At 62.6% G+C, this 19,390-nt stretch carries 16 protein-coding genes; 8 read left to right on the plus strand and 8 right to left on the minus strand.

The genetic code is table 11. The annotated features are described in order from the left end of the window. Positions 1-551: 551 nt before the first annotated feature. Complete coding sequence (locus TMS3_RS08840) at positions 552-2,279, minus strand: cobaltochelatase CobT-related protein (RefSeq protein ID WP_025164909.1); 1,728 nt, start codon at positions 2,277-2,279, stop codon at positions 552-554. A 20-nt stretch (positions 2,280-2,299) separates the two neighbouring features. Continuing rightward, complete coding sequence (locus TMS3_RS08845; protein ID WP_025164910.1) at positions 2,300-3,280, minus strand: AAA family ATPase; 981 nt, start codon at positions 3,278-3,280, stop codon at positions 2,300-2,302. Between the two features lie 215 nt (positions 3,281-3,495). Here TMS3_RS08845 and TMS3_RS08850 point away from each other — a divergent pair, with 215 nt between their 5' ends. Beyond that, positions 3,496-3,753 carry a hypothetical protein gene (locus tag TMS3_RS08850; RefSeq protein ID WP_025164911.1) on the plus strand — a complete coding sequence of 86 codons (258 nt, stop codon included), beginning with the start codon at positions 3,496-3,498 and terminating at the stop codon, positions 3,751-3,753. 7 nt (positions 3,754-3,760) lie between these two features. On the opposite strand, the gene TMS3_RS08855 is transcribed toward TMS3_RS08850, so the two are convergent. Further along, on the minus strand, positions 3,761-4,150 hold the full coding sequence (locus TMS3_RS08855; protein WP_025164912.1) for a DUF3461 family protein: 390 nt from the start codon (positions 4,148-4,150) through the stop codon (positions 3,761-3,763). A gap of 400 nt (positions 4,151-4,550) precedes the next feature. On the opposite strand from TMS3_RS08855, the gene thiC reads away from it, so the two are divergent. Further along, positions 4,551-6,464, plus strand: a complete 1,914-nt coding sequence (gene thiC, locus TMS3_RS08860; RefSeq protein WP_029866242.1) for a phosphomethylpyrimidine synthase ThiC — start codon at positions 4,551-4,553, stop codon at positions 6,462-6,464. 362 nt (positions 6,465-6,826) lie between these two features. Here thiC and TMS3_RS25330 read toward each other — a convergent pair whose 3' ends face one another. Beyond that, on the minus strand, positions 6,827-7,015 hold the full coding sequence (locus TMS3_RS25330; RefSeq protein ID WP_160321029.1) for a hypothetical protein: 189 nt from the start codon (positions 7,013-7,015) through the stop codon (positions 6,827-6,829). Positions 7,016-7,059: 44 nt separating this feature from the next. Here TMS3_RS25330 and TMS3_RS08865 point away from each other — a divergent pair, with 44 nt between their 5' ends. From TMS3_RS08865 to TMS3_RS08890, 6 genes are all read left to right on the plus strand, one after another. Further along, entirely contained in the window at positions 7,060-9,510 is a 2,451-nt protein-coding gene (locus tag TMS3_RS08865; RefSeq protein ID WP_025164914.1) for a GcvT family protein, read from the plus strand. Positions 9,511-9,541: 31 nt separating this feature from the next. Next, positions 9,542-10,294, plus strand: coding sequence for an electron transfer flavoprotein subunit beta/FixA family protein (locus TMS3_RS08870; protein WP_025164915.1), 753 nt, complete (start codon positions 9,542-9,544; stop codon positions 10,292-10,294). A gap of 11 nt (positions 10,295-10,305) precedes the next feature. Then, positions 10,306-11,235: an electron transfer flavoprotein subunit alpha/FixB family protein gene (locus TMS3_RS08875; protein ID WP_025164916.1), complete on the plus strand. Its 930-nt coding sequence runs from the start codon at positions 10,306-10,308 to the stop codon at positions 11,233-11,235. Positions 11,236-11,267: 32 nt separating this feature from the next. Further along, positions 11,268-12,128 carry a formyltetrahydrofolate deformylase gene (gene purU, locus TMS3_RS08880; protein ID WP_025164917.1) on the plus strand — a complete coding sequence of 287 codons (861 nt, stop codon included), beginning with the start codon at positions 11,268-11,270 and terminating at the stop codon, positions 12,126-12,128. 17 nt (positions 12,129-12,145) lie between these two features. Next, entirely contained in the window at positions 12,146-13,051 is a 906-nt protein-coding gene (gene folD / locus TMS3_RS08885; protein ID WP_051394210.1) for a bifunctional methylenetetrahydrofolate dehydrogenase/methenyltetrahydrofolate cyclohydrolase FolD, read from the plus strand. Positions 13,052-13,239: 188 nt separating this feature from the next. Beyond that, positions 13,240-14,874, plus strand: a complete 1,635-nt coding sequence (locus tag TMS3_RS08890; protein WP_029866245.1) for an electron transfer flavoprotein-ubiquinone oxidoreductase — start codon at positions 13,240-13,242, stop codon at positions 14,872-14,874. A gap of 455 nt (positions 14,875-15,329) precedes the next feature. Here TMS3_RS08890 and TMS3_RS08895 read toward each other — a convergent pair whose 3' ends face one another. The 4 genes from TMS3_RS08895 to TMS3_RS08910 form a co-directional block, all read right to left on the minus strand. Then, complete coding sequence (locus TMS3_RS08895) at positions 15,330-16,712, minus strand: L-serine ammonia-lyase (RefSeq protein WP_025164919.1); 1,383 nt, start codon at positions 16,710-16,712, stop codon at positions 15,330-15,332. A 90-nt stretch (positions 16,713-16,802) separates the two neighbouring features. Further along, entirely contained in the window at positions 16,803-17,645 is an 843-nt protein-coding gene (locus tag TMS3_RS08900) for a PLP-dependent aminotransferase family protein (protein WP_025164920.1), read from the minus strand. Between the two features lie 113 nt (positions 17,646-17,758). Then, the gene (locus tag TMS3_RS08905) at positions 17,759-18,187 is read right to left on the minus strand and encodes a GlcG/HbpS family heme-binding protein (RefSeq protein ID WP_025164921.1); all 429 of its coding nucleotides are present in this window, start codon (positions 18,185-18,187) and stop codon (positions 17,759-17,761) included. A 37-nt stretch (positions 18,188-18,224) separates the two neighbouring features. After that, positions 18,225-19,358: an aminotransferase class V-fold PLP-dependent enzyme gene (locus TMS3_RS08910; RefSeq protein ID WP_025164922.1), complete on the minus strand. Its 1,134-nt coding sequence runs from the start codon at positions 19,356-19,358 to the stop codon at positions 18,225-18,227. Between the last annotated feature and the right edge of the window lie 32 nt (positions 19,359-19,390).

Consider the following 19,390-nt stretch of genomic DNA (forward strand, 5'->3'; position numbering starts at 1 on the left):
CGAAAGTGCAGGGTGGATCTGTTGCCACGAGCCGCCGGGTCTGCAGGAACTCGGCGGGACGCTTGGGGCGAGTGTCTCAGGGCTACAAAAGTGAGGCTGTGCTCTGCGCGACGTCAGCCTCGCTGAAAACATCTCCGTCGCTTCCCTTCGACCGGGTTCAATAGTCCCCCCAGGGTTCGGCGCTGTTTAGGGCCACATTAGTAGCGTTTCTGGGGCCAGCGCGGTGGTGGTTAAAAAATATGCGTAAAGCGCTCTGGCACGGCCATTAGCGCTGGGCGCCGGCGGGCCAGTGTGCAGGCTGGAAGCATGGTTTTCCAGGATGGCGGGAGTATTGCCTGGCGGCGCTGGCTCAGCGCTGCCGGGCCAGTTCCGTCGGCAGGATTACGCGGCCCTTGCAGACGGTGTTGCCAGCACCTTGGTGGCTTGCACCGCTAACCCGGCCTGCAAGACCGCGCTGTGTGCCGACTCACGACTGACTCGCTGCACACTGATCTGCGCAGCGCTTTCATTACGAGATGACCCCACCGGCGCAGTGCGTTGCCCATTCCCGTTTAGCGGCGTCGCGCCAGCAGCTGCAGCACTTCGTCGAACACCGCATTGTCCATACTGTGCGACAGGTCCAGCTCCAGGCTGTGGCGGTAATAGGTGCTCAGGTCCAGGCCGACGCCGAGGGCGTACAGTTCGATGCGCCCTTCCTGCTCTATCTGTCGCGCCACCTGCTTGAGGTGCAGGTCGAGGATGTCCTGCTGGTTGGCCTGATGGGTGGCGCTGTCCATCGGGCAGCCATCGGAGACGATGATCAGGATGCGCCGCCGCGCGTCGCGTTGCAGCAGCCGCTGGCGCGCCCAGAGCAGCGCCTCACCGTCGATGCCCTCGCGGAACAGGTCGGACTTGAGCAGCGCGGCGATGTTTGGCCGGGCGCGGCGCCAGGAGGTTTCCGCGTCCTTGTAAACCACATGGCTGAGCTCGTTGAGGCGCCCGGGGTTGGCTGGTTGACCCATGCCACGCCAGCGCTTCAGAGGGCGGCCGCCGTTCCACTGGCCGGTGGTGAAACCGAGGATTTCACTGCGTGCACCGGCCAGTTCCAGGGCACGGCTGAAGGCGTCGGCCAGCAGGGCGATGTGCTCGATGTGGTTGCGCATCGAGCCGGAGTTGTCGATCAGCAGGCTGACCACACAATCGCTGTGCGGACGCTCGTGCTCGTGGCGGAAGATCTCGCGTTGCTCGGGGCTGATGATCAGACGGCTGAGGCGGCCTGCATCGATCTGCCCGTCGGTCTGGGCGAAGGCCCAGCCATCGCGGCGCGGCGTGGCCAGCAGGGCGCCCAGGCGTTTGCTCAGGCGCGGTAGATTGAGGCCCTGGCTGGCCATGCGGCGGTCCAGGCGTTGGCGCAGCTCTTTCAACAGCTCGGGGCGCACCAGGCTGGCGGCGCTGCGCTCGCTGTCATAGTCGCGGCTGAACACCTGGTAGCTGAATGCATCTTCGCCGCCGCGCGTATTGCCTTGGCTGGCGCCGCTACTACTGCCGTCGCCTTCGCCGTCCTGCTCGACGTCCAGTAGCAGGGCGAAGGCCAGGTGGGTCTTCTCGGCGACTTCCGAGACCTTGCGTTCGTCGTTGCCGAGCAATTCGGCATCCAGTTGCTCGATCAGCTCTTGCGCCTTGGCGGCGATCAGTAGGGCATGCTCGGCAAACTCCGCCTGGTTGTGGCGGCAGCGACGCAGCAGACCGAAGGCCGCGCCGAAATGGCCGAGCAGGCTCAGGCGGGGCGCCTCGATGAGCATCTCGGTCTGTTCGCCGGCGCGCCCACCACACAGCAGAATCCAGCTCATCTGCGCCAGGGTGAAGAGCAGCAGGCCGACGTGTCCCTCGGTCTGCCCGGAGTCGAGGAACTGCTGGCTCCACTGCTCGAAGCGCTGCAACAGATTGCGCCGCACGCCGGGGTGACTGTCGGCCACCAGCGACTCGACGCGCAGTTGTTCGAGCAGTTCGAACACCAGACGGGCGATGGGCTGCGCCGGCAGGACCTGGCGGACTAGCGCCTGATCGCTGTGTTTCAGGCGCAGCGCCAGGCTGTCGGCCACCCCGCGCCAGGCTGTGAATTCATCGCGCTCGGCGTCCGGATGCAGGTGCGGTGCGCGCACCGGGAAGTGCCGCTCCTGCACTTCCAGGCGGCCGCCGCGGTAACGCAAGCGCCGCTCACCGGATAGCGCCCGCAGCGACGCCGCGCAGAGTTCTTCGAGCTGTTGCTGGCGTTTCTCGCGGCGTGGCGGCTGGTTCATGGTTGTTGTCCTGTGCGGGGTCAGGCCAGGGCGAGCAGGGGCAGCGCCGACTCGCCCAGTTCCTGGTCGAAGCAGCGCTGGTAGTACTCGGCGACTATCGGTCGTTCGGCTTCGTCGCACTTGTTGAGGAACGACAAGCGGAAGGCCAGCGCCGGGTCGCTGAAAATCTCCATGTTTTCCGCCCAGGAGATAACGCAGCGCGGCGACATCAGGGTCGACAGGTCGCCGGCAGCGAAGCCCTGGCGGGTCAGGTCGGCCACCGCCACCATCGACGCCAGCAAGCCCTCGCCATGTCGGGCGAGCAGGTGCGGCACCCGCGCGGCGACTATCGCAACTTCCTCGGCCTGGGGCAGGTAGTTCAGGGTGGCGACTATGTTCCAGCGATCCAGTTGCGCCTGGTTGAGCACCTGGGTGCCGTTGTACAGGCCGTTGAGGTTGCCCAGGCCGACGGTGTTGGCAGTGGCGAACAGGCGGAACGAGGGGTGCGGATGGATCAGCTGGTTCTGGTCGAGCAGATTGAGCTTGCCGCCCTGCTCGAGGATGCGCTGGATCACGAACATCACATCCGGGCGGCCGGCGTCATATTCGTCGAAGATCAGTGCCATGGGCCGGCGCAGCGCCCAGGGCAGGATGCCTTCCTGGAATTCGGTGACCTGCTTGCCGTCGCGCAGGACGATGCCGTCCTTGCCGATCAGGTCCAGGCGGCTGATGTGGCCGTCCAGGTTGACCCGTGTACAGGGCCAGTTCAGCCGTGCCGCAATTTGCTCGATATGGGTCGACTTTCCGCTGCCGTGCAGGCCTTGCAGCATCACCCGGCGATTGCGGGTGAAGCCGGCGAGGATCGCCAGGGTCACTTCCGGGTTGAAGCGATAGGCCGGGTCGATCTCCGGCACCTGCTCGCTCGGGGTGAGGAATACCGGCACGCGCATGCTGGAATCGATACCGAACAACTCCCGGGCAGGGACCAGACGGCTGGCGGGTTCGATATTCAGGTCGGTCATAAATGTCGCCTCTGGGCCGGGGGATGGCCAATGATTCTAGGGGCGTGGTCGAGACAGGAGAGGGACCAGTTACCGACGCCCGATGCGGCCAGTGACGGCTGGCGCCACGTTCGGGCGAAAACTGGCTCTATGGTCTGCTGCGGTGGCGGCTAAGGATGGTGCCAGTTGTTAATCACTCGGCCGTTGCCGCCGAACTATCTTGAGAGGTCAATCAGATGTCCGCCGATACGCTGACGATCAAACTGGACCCGCAGCACCTCGCGCTGTTTCGCCGTTACCAGGCGCACACGAGCATCGCGCCAGAGTTTTATATCGACGAACTGCTGGCCAAGACCCGGCCGACCCTGCAGGCCGTGGTCGAGGCGCTGGACGAAGCCGCTGGCGACCCGGAGGCGCTGGCTCAGCTGTTCGGCCGCAAGATGGCCAGCCTGATGCAGCCCCAGGCCGAACAGTCCGATCAGGTCAGTGCCTGAGGAAGGTTCAGTTCAGTTGCTCGATTTTCTCGCGGATTTCCGCCAGCTTGGCCTCGACCACGTTCTCCAGGTGCTGCAAATCCTGTAGCAACTCTTGCTTGGGCGAGAGCGGCTGTTCGCTGGTGCCGGTCAGCTGCTTGAGCTCGTCGAGGGCCTGCTGCAGCACCGGGCTGCAATCGCTCAGTTGCTGCCAGGCCTGGCTGTGACGGCTCTGGCCCGGGATGGAGTTGCGCGGTCGGGCGAAGGTGAACTTCTGGCTGTGCGGGCGCAACGAGGTGATGGGGCGCAGGTAATAGACCTTGAGCACATCGCGGTCGTGCTCGCGGCGCAGGCTGAAGCGCGAGATGAGTTCGAAGGAGCTGATGCCCATTTCCTTCAGGGTCGAATAGTCGGTCATGGCAGGTATCTCGTCTGTGGTTAAGTCTGTCGGGGGTATTCGGCTCCTGTGGCGCATGTGCAACAGACAGCGGCAGGCCGGCTGTAGCAGCAGGTCGCGGGGCTGTCTGGCGAGATTGTTATTGTTGTTCAGGCCTCGGTCGTTGTGCCTTGTCGCGAGGCGGCAGGCGGGACCGAGGTGAGGAGGCCACTCTCGTCAAGCGAGAGGTGCGCGCAGTTTAACCAGGGTTGGTCGTCCGCCAAGGACCAACCCTGACCGGCCAGTGGGGCCAGGCGCCGGCCGCCGCCGGTGCTGGATCAGTGGCCCTGGCACCACTGGCTCTGGGGGGCGGCAGCGCTTCCGGTTAAGGTTTTTCTTTCATTTATGCAGCGTCCTTCAGCATTCCATTCAGGAGTCCACCATGAGTCAGAATTCCGTGTCGGCTAATAATAAGAAGCCCAGTCCGAACCTGAGTGAGTCCGCCCAGGTCGACCAGCAATCCGTGCAGCCCTTTACCCGTTCGCAGAAGGTCTATGTGCAGGGTTCGCGCCCGGACATTCGCGTGCCGATGCGTGAGATCAGCCTGGACGTCACCCCCACTGACTTTGGTGGTGAGATCAACGCGCCGGTAGTGGTCTACGACACCTCCGGCCCCTACACCGATCCGAACGTGACCATCGATGTGCGCAAGGGCCTGGCCGACGTGCGCTCGGCCTGGATCGCCGACCGTGATGACACCGAGCTGCTCGACGGCCTGAGCTCCAACTTCGGTCTGGAGCGCCTGAGCAACCCCGAGCTGACCGCCATGCGTTTCGCCCACGTGCGCAATCCGCGCAAGGCCAAGGCCGGCAAGAACGTCAGCCAGATGCACTACGCACGCCAGGGCATCATCACCCCGGAGATGGAATACGTCGCCATCCGCGAGAACATGAAGCTGCAGGAAGCTCGCGCCGCTGGCCTGCTCGATCAGCAGCACGCCGGCCACAGCTTCGGCGCGAGCATTCCCAAGGAGATCACCCCGGAGTTCGTCCGCGAGGAAATCGCCCGCGGTCGCGCCATCATTCCGGCCAACATCAATCACACCGAGTTGGAGCCGATGATCATCGGCCGTAACTTCCTGGTGAAGATCAACGGCAACATCGGCAACTCGGCGCTGGGCTCTTCCATCGAAGAAGAAGTGGCCAAGCTGACCTGGGGCATCCGCTGGGGCTCCGATACCGTGATGGACCTGTCCACCGGCAAGCACATCCACGAGACCCGCGAGTGGATCATCCGTAACTCGCCGGTACCGATCGGCACCGTGCCGATCTACCAGGCCCTGGAAAAGGTCAACGGCGCCGCCGAAGACCTGACCTGGGAGCTGTTCCGCGACACCCTGATCGAGCAGGCCGAGCAGGGCGTGGACTACTTCACCATCCACGCCGGCGTGCTGTTGCGTTACGTGCCGATGACCGCCAAGCGCGTCACCGGCATCGTCAGCCGTGGCGGTTCGATCATGGCCAAGTGGTGCCTGGCGCATCACCAGGAGAACTTCCTCTACACCCACTTCGAGGAAATCTGCCAGATCATGAAGGCCTACGACGTCAGCTTCTCGCTGGGCGACGGCCTGCGTCCCGGCTCGATCGCCGACGCCAACGACGAAGCGCAGTTCGGCGAGCTGGAAACCCTCGGCGAGCTGACCAAGATCGCCTGGAAACACGACGTTCAGGTGATGATCGAAGGCCCCGGCCACGTGCCGATGCAGCTGATCAAGGAGAACATGGACAAGCAGCTGGAATGCTGCGACGAGGCGCCGTTCTACACCCTCGGCCCGCTGACCACTGACATCGCGCCGGGCTACGACCACATCACCAGCGGCATCGGTGCGGCGATGATCGGTTGGTTCGGTTGCGCCATGCTCTGCTACGTTACTCCCAAGGAGCATCTGGGTCTGCCGAACAAGGATGACGTGAAAACCGGGATCATCACCTACAAGATTGCCGCTCATGCGGCAGACCTTGCCAAAGGTCATCCGGGAGCGCAGATTCGCGATAATGCATTGAGCAAGGCGCGTTTCGAGTTCCGCTGGGAAGACCAGTTCAACCTAGGCCTGGACCCGGATACCGCACGGGCCTACCACGACGAGACGCTGCCGAAGGACTCGGCCAAGGTGGCGCATTTCTGCTCCATGTGCGGGCCGAAGTTCTGCTCGATGAAGATCACCCAGGAAGTGCGGGTCTATGCTGAAGAGCAACGCATCGCCGCGCTGGAGCTGGATCAGGAAGTGGAGCAGGGCATGCAGGCCAAGGCCGAAGAGTTCAAGGCGCAGGGCGCGCAGCTCTATCACAGGGTGTGAGGACGCTGACGCGAGGGTGATTGAGGGTTAACAAGACGGGCCGAAAGGCCCGTTTTTTTATGCCTGCAGTTTGCCTGATCGCGGTTCTGCGGCGCCGTAGGCAGGCGTTTGGGCGCTGTAGGCGCAGCGTGGCCGAGCGCTGTTTGCGTGAACTGCTACCCGCAGTACAGGTGTGTTGTCAGTTTCTACTGCTCTGGCGTTGTGCGGGGGGCGCGCGAGGGCTGCAGGCAAGTGCCGGCAGCTGAATCGGCTGGCATCAATCGCGGCTGTTAAGTCCTGCCGGCAAATCAATAATTTAAGAATTCATTTGCAGTTATAAGCGAGCAAAGAAAGATAACTTTCAGTTAAGTGAAAAAAAAGTATTAAATTTCATTGATATGTTTGTGTGTTGTGGATAGCATCAATTTCACGGATTTCATCGCGTCATTTTTAGTTTGCCGTGTCTGGCGGGCGATCTGGTTGGGTTGGCGGTTGAGTGGATTGGCAGGTTGCTCGCGCGGGGCGGTGGCTCGGCGTACAGCCTGGGAACTCCAGGGTTCAGCGATTTTCAAGAGTCCTCATAGCGGACGGGCCATCAAGAATAAAGAGAGGGTTTATGAGCACTTCAGTACCGAGTCAGGCGCAGGTGGTGATTGTTGGCGGTGGTGTGATTGGCTGCAGTTTGGCCTACCACCTGACCAAGTTGGGGATGCGCGATGTCGTGTTGCTCGAACGCAAGACCCTGACCAGCGGCACCACCTGGCACGCGGCCGGCCTGGTGCCCACCTTGCGCGCCAACTACACCATGTCGATGTTGGCCAATTACAGCGCCAGCCTCTATGAGCAGCTGGAAGCCGAGACCGGTCAAGCCACCGGCTTCGTGCGTAACGGCTCGCTGACCATCGCCACCAACAAGGAACGTCTGGCCGAGATCAAGCGCGGCGCGTCGATGGCCAAGGTGGCGGGTTTCCCCTGTGACCTGATAGGCCCGCAGCAGGCCCTGGAACTCTGGCCGCTGCTGAATATCGAGGACGTGATCGGCGCTATCCACCTGCCGATGGATGGCATGACCAGCCCGGTCGATACCACCCAGGCGTTGGCCAAGGGCGCCCGCCTGGGCGGCGCGAAAATCTTCGAGAACACCCGTGTCCTGGATATCAAGACCCGCGATGGCCGGGCTGTCGGGGTGGTCACCGAATACGGTGATATCGACGCCGAGTACGTGGTCAACTGCGCCGGCATGTGGGCGCGCGAGTTCGGTCGCAAGGCCGGGGTCAACGTGCCGCTGCATGCGGCGGAACACTATTACGTGGTGACCGAAAGCATTCCCGAACTGCAAGCTGGGCTGACCACGCTGCGCGACATGGACGGCTTCAACTACTACAAGCCGGATGCCGGCAAGCTGCTGATCGGCACCTTCGAACCCAACGCCAAGCCCTGGGGCATGGAAGGCATTCCGGAGAGTTTCTGCTTCGATGAGCTGCCCACCGATTTCGAACACCTGGAGCCTTATCTGGAGTCGGCCATGCATCGTCTGCCGGTGCTCGAGCGCACCGGTCTGCAGGTGTTCTTCAATGGTCCGGAATCCTTCACCCCGGACGATCGCTACCACATCGGCGAAGCGCCGGAGCTGAAGAACTATTTCGTCGCGGCGGGCTTCAACTCGGTGGGCATCCAGTCCGCCGGTGGGGCCGGCAAGATGCTGGCCGAGTGGATTCACAAAGGCCATGCGCCACGCGACCTGTGGGGCGTGGATATTCGCCGCAACATGCCGTTCCAGGGCACGCAGCAGTACCTGTATGAGCGCACCACCGAGTCGTTGGGCCTGCTCTACGAAACCCACTACCCGTTCAAGCAGTTCAAGACTGCGCGCGGCGTGCGCCGCTCGGTACTGCACGATCAGCTGAAAGCCCAGGGCGCCTGCTTCGGCGTCGAGAATGGCTGGGAGCGGGCGAACTGGTTCGCGACCGAGGGGCAGAAGCCCGAATACGAATATTCCTTCGGCCGGCAGAACTGGTTTGCCAACAATGCCCAGGAGCATGCCTGCGTGCGCAACGCGGTCGGCGTGATCGATCAGAGCTCCTTCTCCAAGTACTCGGTGGAAGGCGCCGATGCCGAGACCTTCCTCAACCAGATCTGCGCCAACAATGTATCGGTGGCAGTCGGGCGGATGGTCTACACCCAGTGGCTGAACGCGCGGGGCGGCATCGAAGCCGATGTCACCGTCACTCGCCTGGCCGCGGACAAGTTCCTGGTGGTGTCGGGTGTGGCTTGCCAGAACCGCGACCTCGATTGGCTCAAGCGCAACAAGCCCGAGGGCGCGCAGGTGGTGATCACCGATATGACCTCGGCCTATGCAGTGGTCACCGTGATGGGCCCGAGCTCACGCGAGACACTGAGCAAACTTACCGAGGCCGACCTGTCGCATGAGGGCTTCCCATTCGCCAGTTCGCGGGAGATCGATCTGCACTACGCCGTGGTTCGCGCCTCGCGCATCACCTATGTCGGCGAACTGGGCTGGGAGCTGTACATCCCCACCGAATACGCCCCGAGCGTCTATGAGGCGGTGTTGGCCGCGGGCGAGGAATTCGGCATTCGTCCCTACGGCTACCACACCATGAACTCGCTGCGCATGGAGAAGGGTTACCGCCACTGGGGCCACGACATCACCGACGAAGACACCCCACTGGAAGCCGGTCTGGGCTTTGCGGTCGACTTCAACAAGGCAGGCGGTTTTATCGGTAAAGAAGCCCTGTTGGCGCAGAAAGCCAAAGGCACCCTGAGCAAGCGTTTCATCGCTTTCCTGTTCGAGAGCCCCGAGCCGCTGTGCTACCACGAGGAGCCGATCTACGCGGACGGCAAGATTGTCGGCCGCACCACGGCCGGGATGTTCGGCCACACCCTGGGCACCACCATCGCCATGGGTTATGTCGAGCATACGGCCGGGGTGAGCAAGGAATGGCTGGACGCCACTGAGTTCGAGATTGAAGTGGAATGCGTGCGTTACAAGGTCAAGCCGTCGCTTCGGCCTTTCTATGACCCGACTAACGAACGCATCAAGCGTTAACTGATCAAGCATTCGAGCAGGAGAACAGCGTATGAAAATTCTGGTGGGCGTGAAGCGGGTGGTCGACCACAACGTCAAGGTCCGGGTCAAGGCGGATGGCTCGGCGGTGGACCTGGACAACCTCAAGATGGCGATCAACCCGTTCGACGAGATCGCCGTCGAGGCGGCAGTGCGGCTCAAGGAAGCCGGCATCGCCAGCGAGGTGGTGGTGGTCTCGATTGGCCCTGAAAAAGCCCAGGATACCTTGCGCCAGGCGCTGGCCATGGGTGCCGATCGGGCGATCCTGGTGCCGTATGCCGGGCTCAGCGAACCGCTGGCGGTGGCCAAGACGTTAAAGGCGCTGGTGGCCAAGGAAGCCGCGCAACTGGTCATGCTCGGCAAGCAGGCGATCGATGACGATTGCAATCAGACCGGGCAGATGCTCGCCGCGCTGCTGGACTGGCCCCAGGGCACTTTCGCCTCTGAACTGAAGGTGGCAGACGGGCAAGTTGAAGTGGTGCGCGAGATCGATGGTGGCTTGGAAACCATCGCCTTGGCTCTACCGGCGGTGGTCAGTGTCGACCTGCGTCTGAACGAGCCGCGCTTTGCCTCGCTGCCGTCGATCATGAAAGCCAAGAAGAAACCCCTGGAGCAGGTGACTGCCGAGGAACTGGGCGTCGACCTGAGCCCGCGCCTGGAACTGCTGTCGGCGGTCGAGCCGCCCGTGCGTCAGGCGGGCGGGGTGTTGGTTGCGACTGCCGCCGAGCTGGTGGCGAAACTGAAAACCGAAGCGGCAGTGCTCTAAGGAGTCGAAAAATGTCCATCCTGGTTATTGTCGAACACGACAACGCTGCCATTGCAGCTGCCACATTCAACACCCTCGGAGCTGCACAGCAGATCGGCGGTGAGATAGACGTGCTGGTGATGGGGCACGGGTGTGCCCCGGTCAGCCAGGCTGCCGCGGCCATTGCCGGGGTTCGCCGGGTCATCACGGTCGACGCCGAACAGTTCCAGCAACCGCTGGCCGAAGACATGGCGCCGCTGGTGCGCGATTGTGCCGAGGGCTACAGCCACCTGCTGGCACCGGCTAACAGCTTTGGCAAGAACCTGATGCCACGGGTGGCCGCGTTGCTGGATGTGGCGCAGCTCTCCGAGATCAGTGCGGTGATCGATGCCGAGACGTTCGAGCGGCCGATCTATGCCGGTAACGTACTGGCGACCTATCGTTGCCGTGAGCCGATCAAGGTGATCACCGTACGCAGCACCAAGTTCGAGGCAGTTGCCACGACGGGTGGCGCCGCCGAACAGTTGAGCATTCCGGCGCTCGCACCGCAGCACAAGGCGCGTGCGGTCAGCCGGACCGAGGCGAAGGCTGAGGGACCGGAGCTGGCCACGGCGCGCATCGTGATCTCGGGTGGGCGCGGCATGGGTAGTGGGGCGAGTTTTGCGCTGCTGGAGGCGGTAGCTGGTAAAATTGGCGCCGCGGTCGGCGCTTCACGCGCCGCGGTGGATGCCGGTTTTGCCGCGAACGACCTGCAGGTCGGTCAGACCGGCAAGGTGGTGGCGCCGGAGCTGTATATCGCCGTGGGTATTTCCGGTGCGATTCAGCACCTGGCCGGAATGAAAGACTCCAAGTTGATCGTGGCGATCAACAAGGACGCCGATGCGCCGATCTTCCAAGTGGCCGATTATGGCATCGTCGGCGATCTGTTCGAGATCCTGCCGCAGCTCGAAGCAGCCCTCTAAATCAACACAGTGAGAGTCAGAAGAGAATCGATATGAAGAACAAACCCTCGTATATCCTCAAAGTCTCCTGCCCTGGGCGTGTTGGTATCGTCGCCGCCATCGGTAACTTCATGGCCGACCGCGGCTGTTTCATCAAGGAACTGCACCAGTTCGACGACCTGGATTCCGGTCGCTTTTTCTCTACCATCGAGTTCGTCTTCGAAGGCGAGCGCACGTTCAGCGTCGAGCAGTTGAAGGCGGCTTTCGAGGTCACCGCGCTGCGCTTCGAGATGGATTGGGAAATTCACGACACCACCGAGCGGGCCAAGGTGCTGATCATGGTGTCGAAGTACGACCATTGCCTGCGCGACCTGCTCTACCGTCGTGCCACCGGTGAGCTGCATATCGACATCACCGCCATCGTCTCCAACCACGAAGACCTGCGTGGCATGGCCGAGCATGAGGGGATCGACTACATCCACCTGCCGGTGACCAAGGAAACCAAGCCGGAGCAGGAAGCCCGCTTGCTGGAAATCGTCGAAAGCACCGGCACCGAGCTGGTGGTGCTGGCGCGCTACATGCAGGTGTTGTCCGACTCGCTGAGCAAGCAACTGGCCGGTCGCTGCATCAACATTCACCACTCCTTCCTGCCGGGCTTCAAGGGTGCCAAACCCTATTACCAGGCCTACGACCGCGGCGTGAAGCTGATCGGGGCGACGGCGCACTACGTCACCGGCGACCTCGACGAAGGTCCGATCATCGAGCAGATGGTGGATCGGGTGAACCACTCCCATGATGCGTTGCGACTGACCCAGATCGGCCGTGACATGGAAGCCCAGGCTCTGGCCCGAGCCGTGAAATACCATGTGTCTCACCGCGTGTTCCTGAACGGGCTGCGCACCGTCGTTTTCTAAATAGGGGACTTGCACCGATGAGCGATCTGGCAACCAAAATCCACCACGAGGCCATTCCTGCCGTGCGTATCGACGGTAAGGCCTTCGCCGAGCAACTGCGTGAAGAAGTGGCAGTCGGAGCGGCTGGCTTTACTGCTGAAACGGGACGTCAACCGGGCCTGGCGGTGGTGCTGGTCGGCAGCGATCCGGCCAGTCAGGTGTATGTCCGGACCAAGATGCGTCAGGCCGCGGAGGTGGGCATCGCCTCCTTCCCGCACCTGCTGGACGTCGGCACCGGCGAGGCCGAGTTGTTGGCCCTGATCGACTCGCTCAACCGCGATGACAACGTCGATGGGATCCTGGTGCAGTTGCCGTTGCCGGCGGGTATCAGCGAGGCGGCAGTGCTCGAGGCGATCGACCCGGGCAAGGATGTCGATGGCTTCCACCCCTATAACGTCGGGCGCTTGAGTGGTGGTAAGCCGGTGATGGTGCCCTGCACCCCGCTGGGTTGCCTGCTGCTGTTGCAGGACCGCCTCGGTGATCTGTCTGGTCTGAAGGCCGTCGTGGTCGGGCGCTCCAACATCGTCGGCAAGCCGATGGCGCAGTTGCTCCTGAATGCCAGTTGTACGGTGACCACGGTGCACTCGCGCAGCCGCAACATGGCCGAGGAATGCCGTCAGGCCGACATCCTGGTAGTGGCTGTCGGTCGTCCGGGGCTGATCGGTGCCGAGCACATCAAGCCGGGCGCCACTGTGCTGGATGTCGGGATCAACCGGGTCGAGGATGCGCAGGGGCAGTCGCGCCTGGTCGGCGATGTCGACTACGCCGCCGCGCTGGATCTCGCCGGCGGGGTGACCCCGGTGCCCGGCGGTATCGGCCCGATGACGGTGGCCTGCCTGCTGCGCAATACCCTGACCGCAGCCAAGCAGCGCAGCAACAAGTAGTTCCTCAACTTCGCTGACCGCGGCTCCACGATAGTGTTTCCGCTGCGTGTCATGGCTCGCCATGACACGCAGCGGCGGCCTGCCCCTGCGCCTCGCTCAGCCGAGCCTGAGTCAATCAATTAGCCGTACAGACCTCTCGTATCTACAACAATAAGGAATCCCCCGTGAGCCAGACTGCGCGTGAATCAATGGAGTTCGATGTTGTCATTGTCGGCGCAGGCCCAGCGGGGCTGAGCGCTGCCTGCAAGCTGATGCAGCAGGCCGAGGCGGCAGGACAGGAATTGAGTGTGTGTGTGGTCGAGAAGGGCTCCGAGGTCGGTGCCCATATCCTCTCGGGTGCGATCCTGGAAACCCGTGCGCTGGATGAGCTGTTTCCCGATTGGGCCGAGCGCGGCGCGCCGCTGAACACCCCGGTGACGCAAGACCAGATCCTGCTGCTGCACAATCAACAGCGTGCCCTGAAGCTGCCCAACTGGATGGTGCCCAAGACCCTGCACAACGAGGGTAACTACATCATCAGCCTGGGCAACCTGTGCCGCTGGCTGGCCGAACAGGCCGAGGCCTTGGGCGTCGAGATATTTCCGGGTTTCGCGGCGAGTGAAGTGCTCTACCGCGAGGATGGTTCAGTCAAGGGCATCGCCACCGGCGACATGGGTGTCGGCCGCAACGGCGAGGCCAACGACAGCTACATGCCGGGCATGGAGTTGCATACCAAGTACACCCTGTTCGCCGAGGGTTGCCGCGGTCACCTGGGCAAGGAACTCTATCAGCGCTTTGCGCTGGATCGGGACGCCGACTGCCAGCATTACGGCCTGGGTATCAAGGAACTGTGGGACATCGAGCCGAGCAAGCACAGCCCTGGTCTGGTGTTGCATGGCACAGGCTGGCCGCTCAGCGATGGCACCTCGGGCGGCTTCTTCCTTTATCACGGTGACAACAATCAGGTCGTCGCCGGTCTGATCGTCGACCTGAATTATTCAAACCCGCACCTCAGCCCGTTCGATGAGTTCCAGCGGCTCAAGCACCATCCGGCGCTGGCCCAGTACCTGGAAGGTGGCAAGCGCGTTGCCTACGGCGCGCGGGCCATCGCCAAGGGCGGTTTCAATGCCCTGCCGAAAATGACCTTCCCGGGCGGGCTGCTGATCGGCTGTAATGCCGGGACCCTGAACTTCGCCAAGATCAAGGGCACCCATACGGCGATGAAGTCGGGCCTGCTGGCGGCCGAGGCAGTGTTCGAGGCTCTGCGCCAAGGCGACAGCGGCGGCAATGAGTTGCTGGCCTACAGCGAACGCTTCAAGGCCAGTTGGTTGTATGAGGAGCTGCACAGCAGTCGCAATTTCGGTCCCGCGCTGCACAAGTTCGGCCAGGTACTCGGCGGCGCCTTCAACTTCATCGACCAGAACCTGTTCGGCGGCAAACTGCCGATTCGTCTGCGCGACAATGTGCCTGACCATGCCCAGATGAAGCAGGCGGCGCTGTGTCCGCGAATCGTCTATCCGAAACCGGATGGCGTGCTGAGTTTCGACAAACTGTCCTCGGTGTTCCTCTCCAACACCAACCATGTCGAAGACCAGCCCTGCCACCTGCAACTGCTGGACCCGGACGTGCCGATGCAGCACAACCTGCCGCGCTTCCACGAACCGGCCCAGCGATACTGCCCGGCGGGGGTGTATGAAGTGATCCAGGAGGAGGCCGGCAAGCGCTTGCAGATCAATGCGCAGAACTGCCTGCACTGCAAGACCTGCGACATCAAGGACCCGGCCCAGAACATTCGCTGGATAGCCCCGGAAGGCGGTGGTGGTCCCAGTTACCCGAACATGTAGATATGCACGGGCTTACAGGCGAACCGCTGATGGGCGGTTTGCTGCAAGTCCGGCGTCGTATCGGTTACAGATTGCGCGCACGCGCTGCGTAACCCGTCTCCGTGCTGCAATCTCATGCGCTGCAGGGCGCGCTGGGGAGATTGCAAACTGGCAGGCTTCTTTCTGCGGGCACGAACATGTCTCTATGTTCGTGCTTTTTTTTGCCTGCTTGGCGCGTTGCGCCGGGGCAACTGCTCAGCCAGCATTGCGAGGCGCAGGGGTGGGGCGTCCAGGTGCGGGTAGCCAGCCTGTGTGGCGTCGGCCGAGTGTAGAGCCCTGCTCGGGGCCCTCAGCCTTGTAGCCCGGATGCAATCCGGGGAAGGGGTGTGCGACTGCCGATGCTTCCCGGATTGCATCCGGGCTACGGTAGGACGACCATCGGTGACCGTGCTCTTTGGGTTCAGGCGGTGCGCCGATCAGCACTCGATGACATTGACCGCGAGACCGCCACGGGAGGTCTCCTTGTATTTGTCGAGCATGTCCTTGCCGGTATCGCGCATGGTTTTGATCACCTTGTCCAGGGAGACGAAGTGGTGACCGTCGCCACGCAATGCCATCGAGGCGGCATTGATGGCTTTCATCGCCGCCATGGCATTGCGCTCGATGCACGGCACCTGTACCAGGCCGCCGACCGGGTCGCAGGTCAGGCCGAGGTTGTGCTCCATGCCGATCTCGGCGGCGTTCTCCACCTGCTGCGGGGTGGCGCCGACGGCCTCGGCCAACCCCGCTGCCGCCATGGCGCAGGCAGAGCCGACTTCGCCCTGGCAGCCCACTTCGGCGCCGGAGATCGAGGCCTTGGCCTTGAACAGAAAACCGATTGCGGACGCCGCGAGAAAGAAGCGGATGACCCCATCCTCGTCGGCGTTCGGGCAGAAGTTAACGTAGTAGTGCAACACGGCGGGAATGATCCCGGCGGCGCCGTTGGTCGGTGCGGTGACGATACGCCCGCCGGCCGCGTTCTCTTCATTCACCGCCAGGGCATAGAGATTGACCCAGTCCATGGCACCGAGGGACGGGGTGATCAGGTCCATGCGTTTGCGGTCCTTCAGGTCCCGGTGCCAGGCGGCGGCCCGACGCTTGACCTTCAAGCCGCCGGGGAGGATGCCCTCGTTCTTGATGCCCTGCCCGACGCAGTCCTGCATGACCTGCCAGAGCGCCAGTATCTCGCTGCGGATCTGTGCTTCGCTGCGCCACAGCTTCTCGTTCTCCAGGGTGATCTCGGCGATCGACAGGCCGGTGTCCTGGCAGATCTTCAGCAATTGATCCGCCGACTTGTAGTCGTGAACCAGTGGCACTGTCTCGGCCTGTATGACGCCGGCACCGACGGTGTCTTCGCCGACGATAAAACCACCGCCGACCGAGTAGTAGGTCTTCTCGCACAGTGGCTCGCCATGCGCATCGAAAGCCGTGCAAATCATGCCATTGGGATGAAAGGGCAGGGATTCGCTGCGATGAAAGACCAGGTCGTGCTCGGCCTGGAAGGCGATCTCCTGGGTACCCAGCAGTAACAGGCGTCCGCTGGCATGAATCGCCTCGGCGCGCGGCACCATGATCTGCGGGTCGACCAGATCGGGGGCGTGCCCCTCCAGCCCGAGCAGGACCGCCGCACCGCTGCCGTGGCCTTTACCGGTGGCGCCGAGAGAACCGTAGAGCACGGTGCGTACGCGCGCGACCCGCTCGAGGAGTGTGTCGTTCTTCAGCCGTTGGGCAAACATCTGTGCCGCGCGCATCGGTCCCACGGTGTGGGAACTGGAGGGCCCTATACCCACCTTGAACAGATCGAACAGACTGATAGCCATATACCGCTCTCACGTGTTGAGTTTGCGAGCGTGCGACAGGCGTTCTAGGCCTGCCGCAACGCTCTTCAGGCATCTTTGCTCAGTGGATACTCAGGCGTAGACCGGGTAATCCGCGCACAGGTCGGCGGCCAGGGTGGCGACTCGTGCCTCCACTTCCTCATCGCCCAGACGGTCGAGGATGTCGCAGATCCAGCCGGCCAACTCGATGCATTGGCCTTGCTTGAAGCCGCGGGTGGTGATCGCCGGGGTACCGATACGCAGGCCCGAGGTGACGAACGGCGACTGCGGGTCATTCGGTACGGAGTTCTTGTTCACCGTGATACCGGCGCGGCCGAGGGCGGCGTCGGCGTCTTTGCCGGTCAGGCCCTGACGGATCAGGCTGACCAGGAACAGGTGGTTATCGGTACCGCCGGAGACAACGTCGAAGCCGCGATCGATGAACACCTTGGCCATGGCCTGGGCGTTCTTGATCACCTGCGCCTGGTACTCCTTGAAGCCTGGCTCCAGCGCTTCCTTGAAGCACNNGGACGAGCTGACCTTGGAACCGTGGGTCAGGTGGCCGCCGTGGGCCAGGCTCATGCCCAGGATAGTGTCACCGGCGTTGATCAGCGCCAGGTACACGGCGCTGTTGGCCGAGGAACCGGAGTGCGGCTGGACGTTGGCGAAATCGGCGCCGAACAGTTGCTTGGCGCGATCGATGGCCAGCTGCTCGACCACGTCGACGTGCTCGCAACCACCGTAATAACGCTTGCCCGGATAGCCTTCGGCGTACTTGTTGGTCAGGCCGCTGCCCTGAGCTTCCATTACCCGCTGACTGGTGTAGTTCTCCGAGGCGATCAGCTCGATGTGATGCTCCTGACGCGCCTCTTCGGCGTTCATCGCCGCCAACAGTTCGTCGTCATAGCCCTGGATCTGGTCGTGTTTGCTGAACATGCTTGAGTCTCTCCTGCGCCTGGCTGGTTAGCTCAGGCGCAAAGGTCCGGCGCCTTGAGTGAGACCGGGGTCTGCGCTCAAGACGGGCGTGCTAAAGGGGTAAGGGGGGACGGTCAGTTGATGACATACGCCTGAAAGGCGTCGACACCGGCCTGAGCGACGACCTCGTCCTGGTCGGGGGTGCCCGAACTGCAGCCGATGCCGCCGATGATGTGCTCGTGGAGAAACAGCGGCAGGCCTCCGGCCACGATGGAAAAACGGCCCTGGTTACTGGTGTTGATGCCGAAGGCCGGCTTGCCGGGCACACTGACTTCGCCATAGGAGCGGGTCGACTTGCGCGCGGCGGAGGCGGTAAAGGACTTGCCCATGGCGATGTCGATGCTGGTGATGCGCGCACCGTCCATGCGCTGGAACATGATCATGTGGCCGGCGTCGTCGGTAATCGAGATATCCATATCAACGTTGATTTCTTTGGCCTTGCGCACACAGGCCTGCATGATGACCTGGGCGTCGGCCAGGGTAAGTCTGGGTACCATTTTCATTGTTATTGACCTCAGTCTCGATGTGGAAAACTACTGCTTAGTCGTAGAGCACCATGTCCAGGGCCTGCTCCAGGGTTTTCACGGTGCGTTCGATGTTGTTCAGCTTGTCCAGCCCGAACAGCCCGATACGGAAAGTCTGGAAGTCGCTCGGCTCGTCGCATTGCAGCGGGACGCCGGCCGCGATCTGTAAGCCCTGCGCGGCGAATTTCTTGCCGCTCTTGATATCGCCATCGTCGGTGTAACAAACCACCACGCCGGGCGCCTCGAAGCCCGGCGCAGCGACACTCTTGAAATCTTTGCTGGCCAGCAGTGAGCGCACCAGACGGCCCAGTTCCAGCTGTTCGGCACGCACGGCCTCGAAGCCGTAGGCCTCGGTTTCCTTCATCACGTCACGAAAGCGTGCCAGCGCATCACAGGGCATGGTGGCGTGATAGGCATGACCACCCTGTTCGTAGGCTTGCATGATCTGCAGCCATTTCTTCAGGTCGCAGGCAAAGCTGCTGCTCTGCGTGCTGTTAATCCGCTCGAGCGCTGCCTGGCTGAGCATGACCAGTGCGCAACAGGGCGAGCCGCTCCAACCTTTCTGCGGGGCGCTGATCAGTACATCGATGCCACAGGCCTGCATGTCGACCCACAGCGTGCCGGAGGCGATGCAGTCCAGCACGAACAGGCCGCCGACGGCATGCACGGCATCGGCCACGGCGCGCAGGTAATCATCGGGCAGGATCATCCCCGATGAAGTTTCCACATGAGGGGCGAAGACCACCTGGGGGCGTTGCGTCTCGATGGCGGCCAGCACTTCTTCGAGCGGCGGCGGGGTGAATGCGGCCTGACGGTGGTCGGCCACCGGGCGGGCTTTCAGCACAGTGGTCGCCGCGGGTATGGCGCCCATTTCGAGAATTTGCGTCCAGCGATAACTGAACCAGCCATTGCGGATCACCAGGCACTGTTGCTCGCTTGCCAGCTGACGTGCGACTGCCTCCATGCCGAAGGTGCCACTACCGGGCACAATCGCTACGGCCTGGGCGTTATAGACCTCTTTCAAGGTGCTGGAAATGTCGTTCATCACCCGCTGAAACGACTTGGACATATGGTTGAGCGAGCGATCTGTGTAGACCACCGAGTACTCAAGCAGGCCATCGGGATCAACAGAAGAGATAGGATTTTTCAAAAATTACACTCCCGTGAAAAAATAAACATGTT

Origin of the sequence: Pseudomonas taeanensis MS-3 (assembly GCF_000498575.2) — a bacterium.
Taxonomy (GTDB): domain Bacteria; phylum Pseudomonadota; class Gammaproteobacteria; order Pseudomonadales; family Pseudomonadaceae; genus Aquipseudomonas; species Aquipseudomonas taeanensis.